14 protein-coding genes are annotated in these 19041 nt (G+C 69.8%); 7 read left to right on the plus strand and 7 right to left on the minus strand.

Going from position 1 to position 19041, the window contains the following annotated elements:
• Positions 1–32 precede the first annotated feature (32 nt).
• Positions 33–1403 carry a DUF4832 domain-containing protein gene (locus tag Amac_RS12785; protein ID WP_155354563.1) on the plus strand — a complete coding sequence of 457 codons (1371 nt, stop codon included), beginning with the start codon at positions 33–35 and terminating at the stop codon, positions 1401–1403.
• Positions 1404–1425: 22 nt separating this feature from the next.
• On the opposite strand, the gene Amac_RS12790 is transcribed toward Amac_RS12785, so the two are convergent.
• From Amac_RS12790 to Amac_RS12810, 5 genes are read right to left on the minus strand one after another with little or no spacing between them, the layout of a single operon-like run.
• Positions 1426–1980: a LeuD/DmdB family oxidoreductase small subunit gene (locus Amac_RS12790; protein ID WP_155354564.1), complete on the minus strand. Its 555-nt coding sequence runs from the start codon at positions 1978–1980 to the stop codon at positions 1426–1428.
• Complete coding sequence (locus tag Amac_RS12795) at positions 1977–3221, minus strand: aconitase/3-isopropylmalate dehydratase large subunit family protein (RefSeq protein ID WP_155354565.1); 1245 nt, start codon at positions 3219–3221, stop codon at positions 1977–1979. Before Amac_RS12795 ends, Amac_RS12790 begins: the two co-directional genes overlap by 4 nt.
• 3 nt (positions 3222–3224) lie before the next feature.
• Positions 3225–4103, minus strand: coding sequence for an isocitrate lyase/PEP mutase family protein (locus Amac_RS12800; RefSeq protein ID WP_155354566.1), 879 nt, complete (start codon positions 4101–4103; stop codon positions 3225–3227).
• 2 nt (positions 4104–4105) lie between these two features.
• On the minus strand, positions 4106–5533 hold the full coding sequence (locus Amac_RS12805; protein ID WP_155354567.1) for an MmgE/PrpD family protein: 1428 nt from the start codon (positions 5531–5533) through the stop codon (positions 4106–4108).
• Positions 5530–6300: an IclR family transcriptional regulator gene (locus Amac_RS12810; protein ID WP_155354568.1), complete on the minus strand. Its 771-nt coding sequence runs from the start codon at positions 6298–6300 to the stop codon at positions 5530–5532. Before Amac_RS12810 ends, Amac_RS12805 begins: the two co-directional genes overlap by 4 nt.
• Positions 6301–6468: 168 nt before the next feature.
• Here Amac_RS12810 and Amac_RS12815 point away from each other — a divergent pair, with 168 nt between their 5' ends.
• The 3 genes from Amac_RS12815 (at position 6469) to Amac_RS12825 (ending at position 8968) form a co-directional block, all read left to right on the plus strand.
• The gene (locus Amac_RS12815; protein ID WP_218041043.1) at positions 6469–7737 is read left to right on the plus strand and encodes an MFS transporter; all 1269 of its coding nucleotides are present in this window, start codon (positions 6469–6471) and stop codon (positions 7735–7737) included.
• Positions 7738–7905: 168 nt separating this feature from the next.
• Positions 7906–8325: a hypothetical protein gene (locus tag Amac_RS12820; RefSeq protein ID WP_155354569.1), complete on the plus strand. Its 420-nt coding sequence runs from the start codon at positions 7906–7908 to the stop codon at positions 8323–8325.
• Positions 8326–8665: 340 nt separating this feature from the next.
• Positions 8666–8968: a hypothetical protein gene (locus Amac_RS12825; RefSeq protein WP_155354570.1), complete on the plus strand. Its 303-nt coding sequence runs from the start codon at positions 8666–8668 to the stop codon at positions 8966–8968.
• On the opposite strand, the gene Amac_RS12830 is transcribed toward Amac_RS12825, so the two are convergent.
• Positions 8951–12163, minus strand: a complete 3213-nt coding sequence (locus Amac_RS12830) for an NACHT domain-containing protein (RefSeq protein ID WP_155354571.1) — start codon at positions 12161–12163, stop codon at positions 8951–8953. The genes Amac_RS12825 and Amac_RS12830 overlap by 18 nt on opposite strands.
• Before the next feature lie 255 nt (positions 12164–12418).
• Here Amac_RS12830 and Amac_RS12835 point away from each other — a divergent pair, with 255 nt between their 5' ends.
• A complete protein-coding gene (locus Amac_RS12835; protein WP_155354572.1) occupies positions 12419–13456 on the plus strand; it encodes a DUF6777 domain-containing protein in 1038 nt (345 codons plus the stop codon).
• 194 nt (positions 13457–13650) lie between these two features.
• Here the strand turns inward: Amac_RS12835 and Amac_RS12840 are convergent, their stop codons facing one another.
• Entirely contained in the window at positions 13651–14097 is a 447-nt protein-coding gene (locus tag Amac_RS12840; protein WP_155354573.1) for a hypothetical protein, read from the minus strand.
• Positions 14098–14358: 261 nt separating this feature from the next.
• Here Amac_RS12840 and Amac_RS12845 point away from each other — a divergent pair, with 261 nt between their 5' ends.
• Together Amac_RS12845 and Amac_RS12850 are read left to right on the plus strand one after the other, a co-directional pair.
• The gene (locus Amac_RS12845) at positions 14359–14496 is read left to right on the plus strand and encodes a hypothetical protein (RefSeq protein WP_155354574.1); all 138 of its coding nucleotides are present in this window, start codon (positions 14359–14361) and stop codon (positions 14494–14496) included.
• A gap of 174 nt (positions 14497–14670) precedes the next feature.
• Positions 14671–19017: a cation-translocating P-type ATPase gene (locus Amac_RS12850; RefSeq protein WP_155354575.1), complete on the plus strand. Its 4347-nt coding sequence runs from the start codon at positions 14671–14673 to the stop codon at positions 19015–19017.
• Positions 19018–19041: the final 24 nt, after the last annotated feature.

The following is a 19041-nucleotide window of genomic DNA, read 5'->3' on the forward strand; positions in this document are numbered from 1 at the left end:
TCTGTTTTCATGCGCTCGACACCTCTAGGAGAATGATGACCCGAGCCATCAGGGCCGCGCTCGCCGTGGCACTCGCCCTCATCGCGACGACCGCCGCCCCCGCGTCCGCCACCTCCCCGTGGACGCCACTCCCCTACCAGCAGGCGCCCGCCGACAACCCCCTCAAGGGCTTCATGCCGTACGCCGGGAGCTACCAGACCTTCCCGCACAGCATGGAATGGTTCTACCTGCCGTTACGCGACGTCATGACCGGCCCCGCCACCTTCGACTGGGCTCCCCTGGAACGCCAGCTCAACACGATCGCCCGGCGCGGCCACCACGCGGCGTTCCGCTTCTACCTCGACTATCCCGCCAAGCCCACCGGCATCCCGCAGTTCCTCCTCGACCAGGGCCTCGTCACGCACCCGTACCAGGACCACGGCAACAACGGCGTCAGCCTCGCCCCCGACTACGCCGACCCACGCCTGCTCGCCGCCCTCGACCACTTCATCACCGCCCTCGGCCGCCGGTACGACGGCGACACCCGGATCGGCTTCATCCAGCTCGGCCTGATCGGCTTCTGGGGCGAATGGCACACCTGGCCCTACGACGGCACCACCCGCCCGGAGAACTGGATGGCGTCGGAGGCGACCCAGGCGGCGGTCCTGAACCGGTTCGAGAGCGCGTTCAAGCGAACCCGCTTGCTGGTCCGCTACCCGTCGGCGCTCAACAAGGACCTACACCTCGGCTACCACGACGACTCGATGGCCTTCGAGACCCTCCCGCCAACCCCTTGGCACTTCGTCCAGCGGCTGATCGACAACGGCGTCACCGAGAAATGGCGCTCCGAGCCCATCGGCGGCGAACTCCGCCCCGAGGTCCAGCCCTGCATCTTCGACCAACCGGTGAGCTGCGCGCAGTACGAGGACTACGCCGAATCGGTGGCACGCTCGCACGCCTCCTTCCTGCTGAACCAGACCCCGTTCGAAGGCCCAGGCCTCACCGGCGACGAATGGTTCCGCGCCGTCGCCGGCGCCAGATCCCTCGGCTACGAGCTCACCGTCACCGAAGCCGCCCTGCCCACCGGCCCGGCCCGCGGCCACGCCAAGATCGGCGTACGCATCGCCAACCGCGGCATCGCCCCCTTCTACTACGACTGGGACATCGAACTGACCGCCATCGACACCAGCGGCCGCATCGCCAAGCGCTGGCCGGTCCCATGGTCGATCACCGGCATCCAGCCCGGCGCGACCCCCACCGAACTGACCACCCAGCTCAACCTGCACGGCCTCGCCAAGGGCGACTACCAGCTCACCCTGCGCGTCGCCAACCCCCTCCCCGGCGGCAACGACCTGCGCTTCGCCAACACCGCCCAGGACGTCCACTCCGGCCTGCTCACCCTCGGCCAACTCACGGTCGGCTGACCCGACACCCGGGCGGTGGGCCCTACCGAAGCCCACCGCCCGCGCCGCTCAGGAGGAGCCCGGCTACCGCTTCGGGAAGGTATCCCGCGCGGGCGAGCATCGGAAGGACACCGCCGTTGCCGATGATGTCGAGGACGAGGTCCGGCAGCGGCGCCGTCCGTTCCTCGGCTCCAGTGGTCTGGTTGGCATAGCGGCCTGTGGTCACATCCAGGGTCGCGATGTCGCCGTCGGAGAAGAACGTGGTGGCGCGCGGGACGGTGAGTGCCGGAAGTCCCGCGTTGATGGCGTTGCGCAGGAACAGCGAGTTGAACTCCTCCGCGATGAGGGCGGCGATGCCGAGGTGCTGGAACAGGGTGGGGACCGGGCGGGAGGATCCGACGCCGAAGTTCTTGCCCGCCACCAGGATGTCCCCGGGCCGTACGAGATCGGTCCAGCCGGGGCGGACCTGGGCGAAAACGTGCTTGGCCGCCTCGGCCAGGTCGAGCTTCATCGCGTGCGCGGGATACATCGCGTCGGTGTTCAGCGCGTCTCCGAACACCCAGGCGCGTCCGGTGATCGGCTGGATGGACGGGGTCATGCGAGGCTCCGGGGGTCGGTGATGTAGCCGGTGACGGCGGATGCGGCCACAGTCGCCGGTGCGGCCATGAAGATCTCAGCCTCGGTGCTTCCCATGCGGCCGGTGAAGTTGCGGGTGCTGGAGGTCAGGCAGACCTCGCCTGGGCCGAGCACCCCCATGTGGTATCCGAAGCAGGCACCGCAGGTGGAGTTGGTGACCACGGCTCCGGCGTCGGCGAGGATCTGCAGGTAGCCGGCCTTCATCGCCTCCCGGTAGACCTGTTGGGACGCCGGAGTCACCAGCAGCCGGACTCCGGGCGCGACCGTGCGGCCGTCGAGGATCTCGGCGGCGATTCGCAGATCCTCGAGCTGGCCGTTGGCGCACGACCCGATGAAGGCCTGGTCGAGGCGGCGGTGCTCGATGTCTGATACGGGGACGGCGTTCCCGCTCACGGTGCCCGGCCGGGCGACATAGGGTTCGAGCCCGTCGAGGTCGACGGTCCGCACGTCCAGGTAGGCGGCGTCGGGGTCGGCGTCGGCCGCCTCGAAGCCGGTGACCCCGCGCTCGGCGAGGAAGGAGCGCAGGACGTCGTCGACGCCGAAGGTGCTGAAGTCGGCGGAGATCTCGGCGCCCTGCGTCGCGATGGTGCGACGGTCGTTCATCGGGACCGAGGCGAGCCCGGGCCCGCCGTACTCCAGGTTCTGGTTGGTCGCGTCGCCCCAGGTGGCCGCGATATGAAGGAAGATGTCCTTTCCGCTGACGTATCCGGGGAGCCGGCCGGTGAGTTCGTAGCGGACTGTCGGGGAGACCTGGAACCAGGTCGATCCGGTGCACAGGATGGCATACATCTCCACCGGCCCGAGTCCGCGCGCGCCGGTGTTGTACGCGCCGGCGGCGCAGGTGTGCGAGTCGGTGCACGCCAGGATCTCGCCCGGCCGTGCCAGCCCGTTCTCGGCGATCACCTCGTGGCAGATGCCGTGCCGGCCGACGTCGTAGAACCGCTCGATCCCGAACTCTTTCACGAAGGCTCGCGCGTGCGTTCCGCCGGTGGCGTCCTTCAGCGAGGGCGCCGGGACGGCGTGGTCCATCACGACTGCGACGCGTTCGGGGTCGGCGATCCGCACCGGCTGCACCCAGGTGGTGGCGAACTGGAGGTCGATGAGGACGCACATGTCGACGTCGACGACGACAGTGTCCCCGGCCTGGACGCGCGGGATACCCGCCTTGCGTGCCAGCAGCTTCTCGATCATGGTCATGCCCATGGGTCAGGCTCCTTCCCGGCTCGGGGTGCGGTAGCGCTCGCCGATGGCCGCCCACTCGCGCATCCCGACGAGGTCGAAGAATTCCGACGGCTTGGTGGGAAGGTGGTCCGCGACGTTCTCGCCCGACAGCTCGCAGAGGGCGTTGAGCATGCCGAGCGCGGCGTGGGCGAGGGCGTTGGCCGGGTGGATGGCGATCGCGTAGCCGAGCTCGCGTAGCCGGCCGACGGACTCCAGCGGAGTCAAGCCGCCGAGGACCAGGTTGACGAGCTTCGGCGCCGTGATCTCGCGCGCGATCCGTTCGAGCTCGCCGACGCCTTCGGGCGCCTCGACGAAGACGACGTCGGCGCCGGCCGCGGCGTACCCGTTGGCGCGCCTGATCGCCTCGTCGAGACCCAGGACGGCGCGCGCGTCGGTGCGCGCGATGACGAGAAGATCGGGGTCCTGCCGAGCGTCCAGCGCGGCGGCCAGCGTGCGGAGGAAGTCGTCGGCACTCACCAGCTCCTTGTCGGGCAGGTGCCCGCAGCGTTTGGGGAATGCCTGGTCCTCCAGTTGGATGGCGGCGACGCCCGCGGCCTCGTACTCGCGGACGGTGCGCACGACGTTCATCGGCGCTCCGTATCCGGTGTCAGCGTCGGCGATGACGGGCAGGTCGCCGCACGCGCGCACGATCATCCGCGCGCGTTCCACCATCTCGGTCTGCGTGACGAGCCCGACGTCCGGGAGCCCGAACCCGGACGCGGCGACGCCGGCGCCGGTGAGGTAGGCGGCGTCCTGCCTGGTACGAGCCGCGATGGAGGCCGAGATGCCATCGAAGACGCCGGGGGCGACGACGAGGTCACCGGCCTCGATCATGGTGCGCAGGCGAGCCCGCGCGGTGCTCATGTTCAATGTCCGGTCCTTCCGTTCGAGTCGAGCGCGCCGGCGACCGGGGATGCGAGCAGGTCCGCGAGAAGGCCGAGGTCGTCGAGATCCTCCAGCGCCAACACCGCGCGTTCGATCGCCCGGGCGCGGGGCTCGTCGATGACGCGCTCCATGAGCGCCCGGAACTTCGCGACGACCTCGTCGTTGGTCACCGGATCCAGCGGGCTGCCGTGCGGCGCGTCGACGGACTTCTCCAGCACCGAGCCGTCGTCGAGCGTCACGCGGAGGACGGTCCTGAACCGCCGGGTCATGGGAGCATCCGTCAGCGTCTCGTCGAGATGGACGTGGGTACGCTCCAGCAACGTCCAGACGTCGTCGGCGTCGATGCGCTCGGGGGTGAACTGCTCCGGCAGGACGTTGCCGTCGAGCAGCGCCACCACGGTCGCGTACCCGATGTTCATCTGCGCGCCGACCGCCGTGAGCGGCCGCTCAGGCCGCCACCACCCGTGGTGGTAGACCGCGTGCCCGACGGTGAGGTCGATGCGCGCGATTGCCTCCGGGTCCAGCCCCTGGTCGAGCAGGGCCCGCGCGGCGTCGATCGCCCCGTGCAGGCCGCCCATCGCGGCATAGGACTTCACCATGATCGTCGAGGTCTCCCACCTCGTGCCAAGCTCCGCGGTGATCTGCTGCGGCCGCGGGTCGTGCCCCTCGCCGAACACGGCGAGGAATCCTCCGTACTCGCGCTCGAAGACCCGCTTGATCCCCGTGTATCCGGCGGCGGCGAGCCCGGCGGCGTAGAACCCGGCGCGTGCGGCGAAACCATGGTGCATGCGCTTGGACATCGCCTCGTACTGCGCGGCCATCAGCCCCGCCGACTGCGTGCCCGCCAGGCCCAGCGCGTCCTCCAGACCGGCGGGATCGAGGGCGCGCAACTTGCCGGCCGCCATCGCGCTGGTGTGCGTCCCGAACACCGCACCGGAGTGCCATCCGCGCGAAAGCATCTGGGCCCCGTGCAGCGCCAGGCCGACGCGGGGACCCACCTCGAACCCGACGATCGCGGCGAGCAGGGCCTGCGCGCCGCTGACTCCGTCAAGCGTCTCGGCGGTGGACATGAGCGACGGCAGTATGAGGGAGTTACTGTGCAGCGGGGCCAGCGGGTGGAAATCGTCGAGCTCGAAGCCCTGCACGAAGGTTCCGTTGAGCACCGCCGCGGCCGAAGGGCTCGTGGTCCGCCCGGTGCCGATGATCACGGCGTCACCGGCCCCCTCCAGGGCGATCACCGCGTCCGTCGCCACCCGCGACCACGGCAACTGCGCACCGATCAGCGCGCAGCCGACACCGTCGAGCAGCAGGTGCTTGGCGCGTTCACGGACAGCGGCGGGCACATCCGCGAGGGTCAGCGCGTGAACCCAGGCGGTCAGCGGCCCGGTGACCTCGACGCCGGTGCTCACGACATCACTTCCCGCTCCCGCTGCTCCTCGAACAGGAGGGAGAGCTCGGCCACGGCCTCCCGCAGGTGGGGGGCGAACCGCACCATGCGCTCCCCCGTCCAGCGGAAGCCCGGGCCTGAGATCGCGATGGAGATCGCCCGAGCGCTCGCGGCGGTCGACGGCACGGCAATGGCCAGGCCATGGACGCCGGGGTGGTTGGCGCCGGTGGAGACGGCGAAGCCGCGGTGCCGTACGTCAGCCAGGAGGGTCTCCAGCGCGGTGCGTTCGGACGGCGTGACATTGCGCTCGATGATCGCGCGGCGATCGGATTCGTCGGCCTGCGCCAGGATCGCCGTGCCCGCGGCACCCCGGATGAGCGGCGTCGCCTCACCGATCCGCGCCACACGTCGCAGCGAGAACTCCTCGCTCTCCGCCGCGAGGACCAGGATCGCCAGGTCCCCGGCGCGCCGGTGCAGCGTCACCGTCTCCTGCGAAAGCTGTGCCAGCCGCGTGAGGACGGGCCGGACCGCGGCGTACAGATCCAGCTCCGGGAGCGCGGCGGCGGCGAGCCCGACCATCCGGCTGCCAAGCCGGTATCCGCCCGACTCGGCGCGCTCGACGTAGTGCTCCTCCTGCAGGACCCGCAGCAGCCGGTACGCGGTGCTCTTGCTCAGACCGGTCGACGCGGCGAGTTGGTCCAGCGAAGGGTACGGCCCGGACGCGGCGAGCGCCTCCAGAAGACGGAGGGCACGGCGTGCGGTGGCGCCCCCCTCGGTGAGCTGGCTCACCAAACCACTCCTTCCAATTTTCAGCGTTTATTTTGCAGTATCTGAAACTACGACCTCCCTGCTTCCACGTCAACGTGCCTCCTCACACCCTTGACGCTTCCAAGTGAGTCCTGCCAAAGTCCCACTATCTGATGGCAATGATTCATATTTTGAAACAAAGGAGCCCTGGTGCGCGAATACGACGTGCAGCCCCGGATCCGCAAGCGCGTCGTTCTCCTCATCGCCACCGCGGTGTTCGGGCAGGAGCTGATCTGGAACTTCTACGACGCCCAGGTACCGGCCGAGCTCCGCCGGTACGTGACGAGCGCCGGCCTCATCGGCCTGATCATGGGGATCGACAACGTGCTCGGCGTGTTCGTGCAGCCCTGGATGGGGTACCTGTCGGACCGCCATCGGGCCAGGCACGGCAACCGCCTCATCTTCATCGTCGTCGGCGCTCCCCTCGCCGCCGTCCCCTTGGTCTTCCTCCCGTGGGCGTCGAGCCTTCCCGTCCTCATCGTTCTCATCGTCGGCTTCGCGTTCATCGCCAACTCGTTCCGGCCGGTCGTCGAGTCGCAACTCGCCGACTTCGTCCCGCCGCCCCAGCGAAGCACCGCGAACGGTTTCGCGAAGCTCGCGGTGGCGCTCACCGTGGTCGTCGCCGCGCTCATCAGCCTCACGCTCGTCGATGAGCACATCGAACTGGCGTTCGCCATCCCGGCCGTCCTGCTCGTCGCCGCGCTCTGGACCGCGTCCGCCGGCCTGCGCCGCCAGCATCCGACGGCGGCCGAGGGCGCGGGCGCCGGTCGGATTCCGAAGATGCGGCACGTCCTGCGGGAGATCGTCCAGAGCCCCGACCGGGCCCGGCTCCTGATCCTGGTCGGTGTCTTCGGCTACAACGCGACCTGGCAAGGGCTGCGGTCACTGTTCACCCCGTACGCGATCGAGGTGCTGGACATCTCGCGTGGCACGGCAGGCAGCCTCGGGATCGCGGGCGCGTTCGCGTTCTTCGTGGTGGCGGCACCGATCGCGCTGTTCTCGCAGCGGGTCGGCCAACTGCGGATGATCTGGTTCGGCGCGCTGGTGTTCCTCGGTGGGCTGCTCTTCGGCGGCCTCCTGCACACCGTCCCGATGACCGTGGTCGGTCTCGCGATCGCGGCGATGGGATTCGCGGCGTTCGCCGTCAACGCGATCATCGCGCTGTGGAACGCGGCGAGCACCACCTCGGTCACCGGCCTCTACACCGGGCTGTATGCCATCGCCTATGCCGCCGGTGGCGCTGCGGGACCTGCCCTTCTCGGCTTCACGGTGGATCTCACCGGCTGGCCGTTGATGATGATCAACGCCGCGGTGCTGTTCCTGCCCGTGCTCTGGATCCTCAACCGGCTGGCCCGAGGTGATCGCAGCAGTCCTCGTCAAGGTCCGCAAGGAGGATCGCCCGGCCGGGACGGCGGGTGACGCGGCGGAAGCACAGAACGGCGAACGGGCTCGACATGATCGGTCCGGTCGCCGGCGGCGCGAGCCCGACCCAGGCGTTGTTCGCGCTGGTGACCTACGTGGCCCCGCTGCTGCGGTTCTGGCTGTGGGCCCTCGGCGTGCCCGGGCTTGGCCGGGAGATGCTGGCTGATGAGCCAGAAAGTGCTGAAACCGCAGAAGGGCAAGGACTTCCTCTCCTTCGCCCTGCGGCTGACCGTCGGGCGACGGAATGACCTGAAGAAGAACGCGATCGCGGACGAACTCTTCCACGACAGCCAGAACACCAAGCCCCTCATCGGCGTCGTCTACTTCCTCGGGCTGACCCGCAGCATCGCGGACGAGGACACCGACTGGGCCTCGGCGGAGGTACTGGAGAGCGCGCTGGTCGCGCAGCGCGAGCAGAACAACCTCAAATCCCCCGGACCGCTGCTGCGGGTCGTCGTGGCGAACGGCGGCGAGCGGATGAGCGAGGCGGTCCGGGTCGTCTCGGACATGCTGGTGCCGCTCTTCCGCGACGACCCGACGATGCTGGGCGTGATCGGCCCGGACCGGAGCGTGGCCGCCACCTAGGAGGCCGTCCGCCTGCTCGGCCAGGCCGGCATCCCGACGATCGCCACGACCCTGTCCGCCGACGATTTCGGCCGGAACTCACCGCAGTACTACTTCCAGATGGTCGCCGCCAACCGGCAGGAGGCGCTGACCATCCTGGACTTCGCCAGCCGGGTGGTGGGCGCCACGAAGGTCAAGCTCTACTACCCGGCGATGCCGGACGGCCGCAGACCGCTCGCTGCGAAAGTTCTGCTCGGGCTACCACCCGGTCTACACCGACCACGTCAAACCTGCCCTGACCGGGCTGCCGAACGGGCTGCTGTGGGCGGGCGAGCGGGTCGGCACCGCCTACGACGCGACGATGCTGCTCGTCACGGCGGCACGCAAGCTCACCCCGGTCACCCCCAGGGACACCTCGCGTCCGTTCGACCGCGCCCTTCTCGTCGAGGAGTTCACCCGAGGCTCCCACCCCGGCGTGACGGGAACGGTCGACTACACCGGGTCGCACATCGCCGAGGACAAGCCGATGACCATCCTCACCATCCCCGACCTCGGCGTGGAGAGCAGCATCCCCGCCTGCGAGTTCACCCTCGTCCAGCCGTACACCGTACTCGGCGGCGCCGGGCCGTGCCCCCTATCAGGGGCTTCAGGAGATAGGGGCTAGGAGGAGAATCTCGTTGGGCGGCCGGGGGTCCTGGTCTTCGGCGAGGACGATCAGGGTGCCCAGGACTCTTGCCAGGCGTTCGGCGGGTTTCTGTTCTCCCGGCAGGGTGCGCAGGATGGCGAGACCGGCCAGCAGCGCGGTGGCGGCCGAGATGAGAACACTCCGGCTGAGGGGCGCGCTGCGATTCAGGAGCGGATCGATCAGACGCTGGGCGTTCTCGATCAATATCGCGAGATGCGGATCGGCGCGGCACTGCGGGCTCAGCCGGCTCAGTATGTCGCGTAGCTCGCTGGCGGGGTCCTCGGCGGAGCGCGCCATGGCGGGGAATGACGAGCACAGCAGATCGGTGAGGGAATCCGCGAAGGATCTGCCGGAACGGCGGGAGGAGCCGGTGCAGGCCCCCCGCCGGAGAACGCCGCAGGCGACGGTCATCGCCAGGAGCTTTCTCGCTGATCTGAATTGCTGGCTGGGGCCGAATGCCCGGGCGATCGCGCGAGCATAGGCGCGATCGGGCTTCAGCCCGATCGACAGATCCAGGAACAGGTCGGGATCGGCGTCGAGAGCGGGCCCTTCGTCCAGGACGTACTCCTGTTCGAGGATGCGGTCCAGGATGCGATCGAGAGCGAGCACCCGGTCGGGACCGATCCCCCGGTGCAGAGTGCGGTCCAGGGCGAGGTCGAGGGCGTGATCGAGGTCGAAGGTGCGATCGAGGGCGAGGAGGAGGGCCAGGTCAAGATCACGGGAAAGATCTTGGGCGAGAGCCCGGGCGAGGCCGAGCACCCGCTCTCGACTCTGCTCCTGGTTGAAGGCGCCGGCCAGGTCGCGGGCGGGCGCACGGTCGAGCTTGAGCGCGCCGATTCGTGCGTGGATACGGAAGTAGTCGGCCCGATCAGAGCTGCGGGAAAGGTTCTCGACGATGTCGATGGCGAGGAGGAACTGCCGGAGCGGCGTGTGCGGATGCTCGGTGAGAAGGATGTGCGTGTAGGTCAGCGATCGGCGCAGATCCGCAAGGCTCGCCCCGGTTTGGATCATCCGGATGAACAGATGGCCGTGCTCGAGAATGGCACCGGGAAACCGCGTGAGCTGCGCCATCGTGGGGGCGTACGGCCAGGCGACGGACTCCGGCTGGTGAAGTCGAAGTTCCCTCTTGTCCTTTATCCACAGGGTGTGGATGGCGGTTGAGGGGATCAGCTTGATGTTGGTGTGGGTGGCCTCGGCCGGGACGAGCAGACGATAACTCGTGCCGTCGTCGAAAAGACCGTTGAGCCAGCTCACGAACCGGCGCGCGTCGTCGGCCAGCACCCCGACGGCGAAGCCGCCCGCCGGGGCGGTCTGGGTGGGCGGATGCCACCCGTGCGTCCGCTCATGCTGGGCGAACCGATCCCAAAGCTCGCGCGTGACGGGGTTGGCGCACACCGCGGTCGCGTCGTCGAGCCAGATGACCTCGCGAAGCGTCCGGGCGGCGATCACAGCGGCGACCAGCCTCTGGTGCTCGGGCCGGGCGTCCTCGACCGTGAGGATCTGGTTGAGCCGGGCTCGGGTGGCCGGCTGGATCTGGCGAGGGTTGTTGCCCGCGCAGTCGAAGGCGAGCGTCAGCGCGCGGATGGTGCCGGTGGCCAGGCAGGTCTCGATGAGGCCGGTGGCGTCCGCGTCCGCCGCCCAGAGCAGCGTGGTCTCCCGCCACCACGGGTTGTCCACGTTGTCGATGAGCAGGGCCTGGCGGTCGGGCTGTTCCCTGATGAGCGCGGCGGCCAGGAACTCCTGCAGGGTGAGGTGGGCGAAGGCGTACACACCGCGTTCGCGCTCGACGAGCACGCCGGTCTTGCAGATCTCGGCCAGGAACAGGTCAGGAGAGACGGCCCCTTCCTCGCAGACGGCTTTCAGGGGTTCCTCGATCGCCGCTCGGGCTTCGTCGGCGGTGATGCTCTGCACGTGCGCGCACATCATGTGGAGCGCGAGATATTCGATGACGATGGCCTTGCGCGGACCGTCCAGGCCGGTGAGGTCGGTCAGGTTCCTGACCTCCAGGCGGCGGTGCAGGAGCGAGTCGCACATCTCGGCGTAGAGGGTGGCCCGGGTTCCGGGCAGCGCGCCCCGGTAGTAGTGCACGTTCGCGATCATGGTGAGCAGGAGCGGGTTCGCGGCCAGATCGTAGAGAGCGGGCTGGCGGCGCAGCCGGGTGAGGAGATCCTCGGCCTTCTCCTCCGACATCCGCCTGATGTCCTCGGCCGACTCCGGGGAATGGCCGGCCTCCGGGTCGTGGCGCGCACGATGCTCGACCGCGTGGTACCAGCGGTGCAGGAACTGGGAGATCTGGTCGGCGGTAAACCGCTGAACCTGGAGGACCTCCGCGCTGGGGAGCGGGTTGGACAAGTAGCCATAGGGGCGTGAGGTGATGACGAACGTGCTCCTGGGATAGCGGGCGATCTGCTTGCTCACCCAGAAGACGAGGCGCTTGCGGTGATCCTCGTCGGCGATTTCATCCAGCCCATCGAAAAGGACCACGCAATTGCGCCGGTCGAGCTGGCGGGCGAGCCACCAGGCCGGGATCATTTTGTGCAACCAACTCGCCGCTACCGCGATATCCGGCAGGTCGGCGGGATCCTCGCTCAATAGTTCCTTCGTGTGATCGCGCAGGTAGAGCAGGACGGGCAGTTGTTTACGCCACCCCGATCGGCTTTGGCACATCGCCATCGCCTCGTGCCGGAGCAAGGTGGTCTTTCCCGATCCCGGCCGGCCGATCACCGCGAAGACATGCCCCGGGCCTCCTTGGTCGATGAATTCCCGCAGCGAGGCCCGCTTCAGCCTCGCCGCCTGGTCACGGGAGACAACCCCCGTGTCGCCGGCGATGTCCTGTTGCGGGCGCGGGCACAGGGCCAGGTCCACATACACCTGCCGTGACCGCAGCACGTACACGCTGGAGGTGGACACCCCCACCGTCTCCATCCGGGCGACGGACGTCAGCAATTGCCGCCGATAAGCCCGATGCGGCAGCCAGGGCATCCGCTCCCCCGACGGGCTGGCCGGCTGGCTGACGACGGCGACCCACATTCCGGTGAGTGTGCACGCGAATGCCAGGTACGCCCATGTCCAGCTCAACTGCCCGTCGTTGAGAACCTGATTGGCCGCGACGTTGCCTGTCATCGTCAGCCCGGCGACGGCCATCATCACCATGGCCAATTGCAAACGCCGCACGTGCACTCCCCGCCGAACCAGCCAGGAACCTCGGAATCAAACGGCTAACACTCAACACGGCTATCCCCCGGACGGCGTCATATTCGCCAATCTGTAACTGATCAGCCAGCCCTTTTGTCAATGTGTAGGGCTCGGATTGATTACTCTCCGTGCACTACGACGGCCGGCGCGTCGGCTCAATCGTGCTCCCCGCCTGAATTTCTGAGTAATGAACTACTCAGGCTGATCGCGCTGCCGCGGCGGAGCGTTTGAGGCATGAGAAAAACAGCCGCGGCACTGACCGTGCTTCTATTGCTGCTCTCCACGGGCTGCGTGGCCCTTGCGAAAAGTGTCGAGATCATCGCCATCGCGGTCGAGACCATCGGCGAGGATCCGTTCTTCGAACTGCCGATCCCCGAGAAGCCCATCACGCCGGGACCCACCGGTGGTCTCCGCCCTGGCGACACCCCCGGCCTGTACGGCGGCTCGCTACGCAAGCGAACCTGCGACAAGGCCCTGCTGACGAGATTCCTCACGGATCCCAGGAACCTCGCGAAGGCGACCGCCTGGGCTGCCGTGCGGAAGATCCCCGTCAAGGGCATCCGCGACTACATCAAGAAACTGACCCCGGTGATCCTGCGAAACGACACCCTCGTGCGCAACCACGGCTTCGCCGGCGGGGTGAGCACGGCGGTGGATGCCCTGCTCCAGGCGGGCATCGGCGTGCTGGCCGATGACCAGGGCCAGCCGGTCGTGAAGTGCAACTGCGGCAACCCGCTGGCCGAGCCCCAGGCGACCCTGGACGACGTCCAGCCGGACATCATCGTCCAGCCCGAGTGGCGCCTGCGGTTCGACAAGCGCAAGGCGACCCGGGTCAAGCCGCCGAAGCGGCGGATCCGCGCGTTCTCCCTGCTGAACGTGGACACCGGCAAGGGCATCCGCCGCCCGGTGGGCAGCGATGGCCGCGACGACAAGACGCTGCCCTCGGCCGAACCCGCCATCCTCGGCCGGTGGCAGTCCGGCGAGCCCGCCTCGGTCGTCGAGGTGACGGCCACCGGCGAGCAGGCCTACGCGGGCACGCTCGCCGACGATCTGACCGTCACCGACGACTGCACGGTCAGCGCGGGCACCCGGACCTGGACGGTCAAGGGCCGCGATCCCGACTACACCGGTTCGCTGTATTTCATCGATCTCGGCACGTGCGAGCCGCAGAATCCCGTACCGGCGCGATGGCGGGTGATCGACCAGAACAGGATCACGATGTGCGCGACGGTTCTCGGGCAGGAGCAGTGCGTCGAGCTCACCCGGGCATAACGATCAAGCGAAGGGCGGGGACGACCACAGCGGCGTCCCCGCCAGGGCCGCTCCATCGGCCAGCGGTCAGGCCTACTTACGGACAGACCTCATGCCGTTCGACCCGGCATCAGGCAAGTTCGCGGGCACGCCTCGTGCCGTTCGACCCGGCGTCACCCAGGTTCGCGGGCACGCCTGTGCCGTTCGACCCGGCGTCACGCGGTTTTGCGGACGCGCCTCGTGGCGGCCTTCGCTCTGGCGGTCGGCCGTGCCGGCGTCTTCGCCGGTGGTGCGGGCTTCGCGGCAGGTTTGGCCATCGGTTTGGCCATCTTCGCGCCGCCTGCGGCCCGGGACGCGATCATGGTTCCTACCCCGATCGCCGCCGCGATCGGCCATTCGACCGCGCCGAGGACGGCGAGCACGCCGAGTCCGCCGTAGTAGACCAGCTGCTCCGGCGGCGGAATCGCCGCCCTTCCGGTCCGCATCATGCGCTCGGCCCACGAGGTGTCCATGTGCGGGACGTGCATGTGCGGCCGGTGCACCTGGAGGCTGACCATCGGCAGGTTGAGCTCCAGCAGCTCTTCGTCCGGCCCTCCCTTCGCCATCGAAGCCTTCTCGACGGTGCCCTTCATCGACCGGTTCTTGGTCTCGGTGACAGTCATAGCCCCCTCTTCCCCCATCGATTGCGACACTCTGCGATCGTTCCCGCGTGGACCCGGAAGAGCATGATCAACGTTCACTTTTGAGGTCGTATATGCCGAAATATCGGGGTTCAATGACCCTGGACCAGCACAGACGCAGCCGTACCAGCCCGACCCAAGAGGTCACCGGATGTTCACCGCACGTACAGATGCATGAAGATTATGTCCTCTTTTTGGGTGAACTGTGGTAGAAAATGTCACGTCGTCTATGAGAGGTCCCCAATGCCCAGTTTCCTTGGTTCGTTGCTCGCCAAGGCGGCGGTCATCGCGCTCGAGGCGTTCGTCGCCCACCTGGTCCAGGTTCTGATCCAGACCGCCGTGCGGCAGTTCGCCCCGAAGTGCGGCCCCGCGACCGCCTAGAGCCGTCTCACCCACCCTGTCCGCTTCAAGGGCATGGGTGACAAGTGTCATCATTGCGCCAACCCTGAAGGATTCGCCGGGTAGATCGCCTGGCGAGCCTTTCGTATGGCCTAACATCAGAAATCTTCCCCCGAGAGCTTCGGTGTCTTGGGGGGTCGTGGCATGTTCGGGCAGATGCTGACTTTGGCCATCGGTATGGTGCGATGGCTGCCGGTTCCCGAGCTGGTCCGGGGCGAAGCCAGCAGGCTGGGCACGATGGTGGATTCCCTGCCGGTCCCGGGCCGTCGACGCGGGCGGCGCAGCGGGCCGGCCGAAGCGGGCGGCCTCTGCGTCCACGTGCGGGGATTGCACCTGCCTGGCATGGAGCCCGCGGTCGAAGCACTCGAACGGCGCCTCAAGGCGACCGGCGGGGTGACGCGGACCGAGGTCAACCGGGCGCTGGGATACGTCTTCCTGGCGGGCGAGGCGCTCGACGAGGACAGCCTGATCGGGCTGATCGAAGAGGTGGAGCGCGAGCACGCGCTGGACAACGCGCCATACGCCGGCGGGGTGGCGCTGCCGGACGCGCCCGCGGCAATGCTCGGATTCGGGGTACGGCTGGCCGGGCTGGGAGTGTCGGCAGCCGGCCGCCTGGCGGGTGTACGCGGGCTGCCCCCGGCGGTGCCGCTGGCGGTCGCCCTGGCCGACTCCTACCCGTGGCTGCGGAATGTGCTGGCCAGGCGGTTCGGGGAACAACCCACCGACGCCCTGTTCGGGATCTCGACCACGCTCGCCAACGTGCTGTCGTTCCGCCCCGTGGGCCAGCTGATCGACACCGCCGGCGCCGGTCTGCTGCTGGCCGAATCCCGGGCCCACCACCACGCCTGGACCAGGGCCGCGGTCAACGCCGTCTCGCACCGCTCCGAGCCGCGCGTGCGGCTCGACCGCCCGGTCCCGCTTCCGCCGGGCCCGATCGAGAGCTACAGCGACCGGGCCATTCCCGTGGCCTTCGCGGCGTACGGCCTGACGGCCATCCTGAGCCGCGTTCCCGGACGTGACCTGGCCTTCCTGGGGGCGGCCGCGCCGAAGGCCGCGCGGCTGGGCCGGGACGGCTTCGGCGCCGAGCTCGGCCGGGGCCTGGCCGAGCGGGACGTGCTGGTGCTGGACCACCGGGCGCTGCGCCGCCTGGACCGGATAGACACCGTGGTCGTCGACGCCGACACGCTGCTGACCGGGAACTGGTCGGTGCACCGCGTGTCCGAGCTCGGCCCGGACGACGATCCCGCGGAGGTGCACGCGGTCATCCATGAACTGGTCGATCCGGCCGATCCATGGCAACGGCGCAAGCAGGCGGCCTGGGCCGTCGAGCCGAGCGGGACGCAGCACGACACGCTCACGCTCACCAGGAACGGGCGCACCGTCGCCCACGTGGCCATGATCGCCGAACTGCACCCCCTGGCCAAGGCGCTGATCGAGGCGGCCGGATCGGCGGGGACCGTCCTGCTGGCCGGTGGACCGCGAGACGCGGGGCATCGGCTCGGCGTGACCGGCACCCTCACCGGTGGGCGGCGGCTCGCCGCGGAGGTGCGCGCCCTGCAGGTCGACGGGCATGGCGTGGCGGTGGTCTCGGCCGCCGGCCGGGCGGCGCTGGCCGCCGCGGACCTCGGCGTCGGCATCGCCTCGGCGAAGCACAAGCGGTGGACCGCCGATGTGAGCTGCGACCTGGCCGGGGCGGTGCTGCTGCTCGGCACGGCCGGCGCGGCCCGGCAGACCAGCAAGCGCAGCGTGCGGCTCGCGCTGGCCGGCTCGTGCTGCGCGGTGCTGCTGGGCCTGGCGACGCCCGGCGGCGGCCGCACGGCTTTCGTGACGGTCAACCTGGCGGCGGGAATCGCGCTCGCGACGGGCATGTGGACGGCGCGGCAGATGCTCCGGCGGCCCGCGCCGATCCCGCATGACCCCACGCCCTGGCACATCATGCCGGTCGGAGCCGTGCTCGACCGGTTGCGCACGACTATTCAAGGGCTGCCGGACGGCGAGGCCGAACTCCGCCGGGTCGCTCCCCCTGCCAATGGCGGCCCGCCCGGCTTTTTCAAGATCTTCTGCGAGGAGCTGGCCAATCCGCTCACTCCGGTCCTGGCGGCCGGGGCCGCGGTCTCGGCCGTGGTGGGCTCGGTGGCGGACGCCGCGCTCATCGGGGGCGTGCTCGGGGTGAACGCGCTGATCGGCGGCGTGCAGCGGCAGGGCGCCGACCGCGCGCTGCACAGCTTGCTGACCACCACCGCCGTACAGGCCCGGCTGCGCCGCGACGGCCAGATGCTCGAGACGCCGGCGGACCGCCTGGTCCCCGGGGACGTGGTCGAGCTGGAGGCGGGTGACTCCGTGCCGGCCGACTGCCGGCTGATCGAGGCCGACAACCTGGAGGTGGACGAGTCCGCCCTCACCGGGGAGTCGCTGCCGGTGCCCAAGACCGCCCGCCCGGTGTCCGCCGACACCGTGGCCGACCGGCGTTCCATGGCGTACCAGGGGACGATCGTCGCGGCCGGTTCCGGGGTCGGCGTGGTGGTGGCCACCGGCGAGGCGACCGAGGCGGGGCGCAGCGCCAGGACGGCCATGGACGGTCCGCCGGCCGGGGGCGTGGAAGCCCGGCTGAACGAGCTCACCCGGCGGATCCTGCCGCTGTCGCTGGGCGCCGGGGGCCTGCTGATCGTGCTGGACCTGCTGCGCGGGCGCACGCTCGGCGCGTCTCTGGGGCAGGGGGTGAGTCTGGCGGTCGCCGCCGTGCCGGAGGGGCTGCCGTTCGTCGCCACGGTGGCCGAGCTGGCGTCGGCGAAACGGCTGTCCAAGCGCGGCGTGCTGGTGCGCAACCCCGGCACGATCGAGACGCTGGGCCGGGTGGACGTGCTGTGCTTCGACAAGACCGGCACCCTGACCGAGGGGCGTATCCGGCTGCGCCGGGTGAGCGACGGGCGGGCCGACTCGCCCCTCTCCCGGCTCACTCCAGAGCTGCGCCGCGTGCTGGTCACCGCCGTACGCGCCTGCCCGACGCCGGGCGACGCGCTGCCACACCCGACCGACCGGGCCGTGGTGGACGGCGCGGCCCGCGCCGACGTCGGCATCGGCGCCTGGCAGCTGGTCGACGAGATGCCGTTCGAGCCCGGGCGCGGCTACCACGCCGCCCTCGGCAAGGTGGACGGCGGCGAGCAGCGGCTGAGCGTGAAGGGCGCACCCGAGATCGTGCTGGAGCGGAGCGCGCGCTGGCTGATCGACGGCGCCGAGGTGCCGCTCGGGGACAAGGAGCGCGAGGAGCTCTACCAGAATGTGGACCGGCTGGCGCGCCAGGGCTACCGGGTGCTCGCGGTCGCCGAGCGGCCCGCCTCCAACCGTCGCGACCTGGACGAGTCACGCATCGACGGGCTGACCCTGCTCGGCCTGCTCGCCCTGGCCGATCCGGTCCGGGCGACCGCCGCGATGGGCGTGGCCCGCCTGCAGCAAGCCGGGGTACGGCACGTCATCGTCACCGGGGATCACCCCAGCACCGCCGAGGCGATCGCCGCCGAGCTCAACGCCCTCAACGGAGGCCGGATCCTCACCGGCGCCGATCTCGACGCCCTGTCGGATCCGGAACTGGCCGAGGTGCTGCCGGAGGTCGCGGTGTTCGCCCGGACCACCCCCGCCCACAAGGTACGCATCGTCAAGGCCTTCCGCGACAGCGGCCGGGTGGTCGCGGTCACCGGCGACGGCGCCAACGACGCCCCGGCCATCCGCCTCGCCGACGTGGGCATCGCTCTCGGCGAGGGGGCGACCCAGGCCGCTCGCGGCGCGGCCGACGTGGTGGTCACCGACGACCGCATCGAGACCATCACCGACGCGATCGCCGAAGGCCGCGCCATGTGGACCTCGGTCCGCGACGCCCTGGCCATCCTGCTCGGCGGCAACCTCGGCGAGGTCGCCTACACCGTCGGCGCGGGCGCCCTGGGCGGCACGGCCGCCCTCAACGCCCGCCAGCTGCTGCTGGTCAACCTGCTCACCGACATGCTTCCGGCGCTGGCGGTGGCGGTACGGCCCCCGGCCGGAACCAGCCCCGAGCAGCTGCTGGCCGAAGGCCCCGAGGCTTCCCTGGGCGAGCCGCTGGGCCGCGACATCACGCTCCGCGCGGGCGTCACCGCCGCGGCCGCCACCGCGGCCGCGCTGCTCGACGGCATGATCGGCCCGCGCTGGAACACCAGCACGGTCGCCCTGGTCGCGCTGGTGTCGGCGCAGCTGATGCAGACGATGACGATCAGTCGTGGCGACCGGACCATCCTGGCGGCCGGGGCCGTCTCCCTGGGCGCCCTCGCTCTGATCGTCACGATCCCTGGCGTGAGCACCCTGTTCGGTTGCCGCCCGCTCGGGCCCTGGGGGTGGATGATCGCCATCGGCACCGCCGCGGCCGCCACCACCATCGGCCTGCGGCTGTCGAACGCCCCGCAAGTCCCGCATGCCCCGCATGCCCCGCTGGTCCCACAAGTCCCGCAGGCCCTGCAGGTCCCGCACGTCGGCTAGCGTCACGGCCTGCTCGGCGGGGAG

The organism is Acrocarpospora macrocephala (assembly GCF_009687865.1).
Lineage (GTDB): Bacteria > Actinomycetota > Actinomycetes > Streptosporangiales > Streptosporangiaceae > Acrocarpospora > Acrocarpospora macrocephala.

What these genes read in the sequence shown, in the direction of transcription:
- Amac_RS12785 (WP_155354563.1), top strand. Translation starts at nt 33, where the DNA reads ATGATGACCCGAGCCATCAGGGCCGCGCTCGCCGTGGCACTCGCCCTC.
- Amac_RS12790 (WP_155354564.1), bottom strand. Translation starts at nt 1,980, where the DNA reads ATGACCCCGTCCATCCAGCCGATCACCGGACGCGCCTGGGTGTTCGGA.
- Amac_RS12795 (WP_155354565.1), bottom strand. Translation starts at nt 3,221, where the DNA reads ATGGGCATGACCATGATCGAGAAGCTGCTGGCACGCAAGGCGGGTATC.
- Amac_RS12800 (WP_155354566.1), bottom strand. Translation starts at nt 4,103, where the DNA reads ATGAGCACCGCGCGGGCTCGCCTGCGCACCATGATCGAGGCCGGTGAC.
- Amac_RS12820 (WP_155354569.1), top strand. Translation starts at nt 7,906, where the DNA reads ATGAGCCAGAAAGTGCTGAAACCGCAGAAGGGCAAGGACTTCCTCTCC.
- Amac_RS12825 (WP_155354570.1), top strand. Translation starts at nt 8,666, where the DNA reads ATGCTGCTCGTCACGGCGGCACGCAAGCTCACCCCGGTCACCCCCAGG.
- Amac_RS12835 (WP_155354572.1), top strand. Translation starts at nt 12,419, where the DNA reads ATGAGAAAAACAGCCGCGGCACTGACCGTGCTTCTATTGCTGCTCTCC.
- Amac_RS12840 (WP_155354573.1), bottom strand. Translation starts at nt 14,097, where the DNA reads ATGACTGTCACCGAGACCAAGAACCGGTCGATGAAGGGCACCGTCGAG.
- Amac_RS12845 (WP_155354574.1), top strand. Translation starts at nt 14,359, where the DNA reads ATGCCCAGTTTCCTTGGTTCGTTGCTCGCCAAGGCGGCGGTCATCGCG.
- Amac_RS12850 (WP_155354575.1), top strand. Translation starts at nt 14,671, where the DNA reads ATGCTGACTTTGGCCATCGGTATGGTGCGATGGCTGCCGGTTCCCGAG.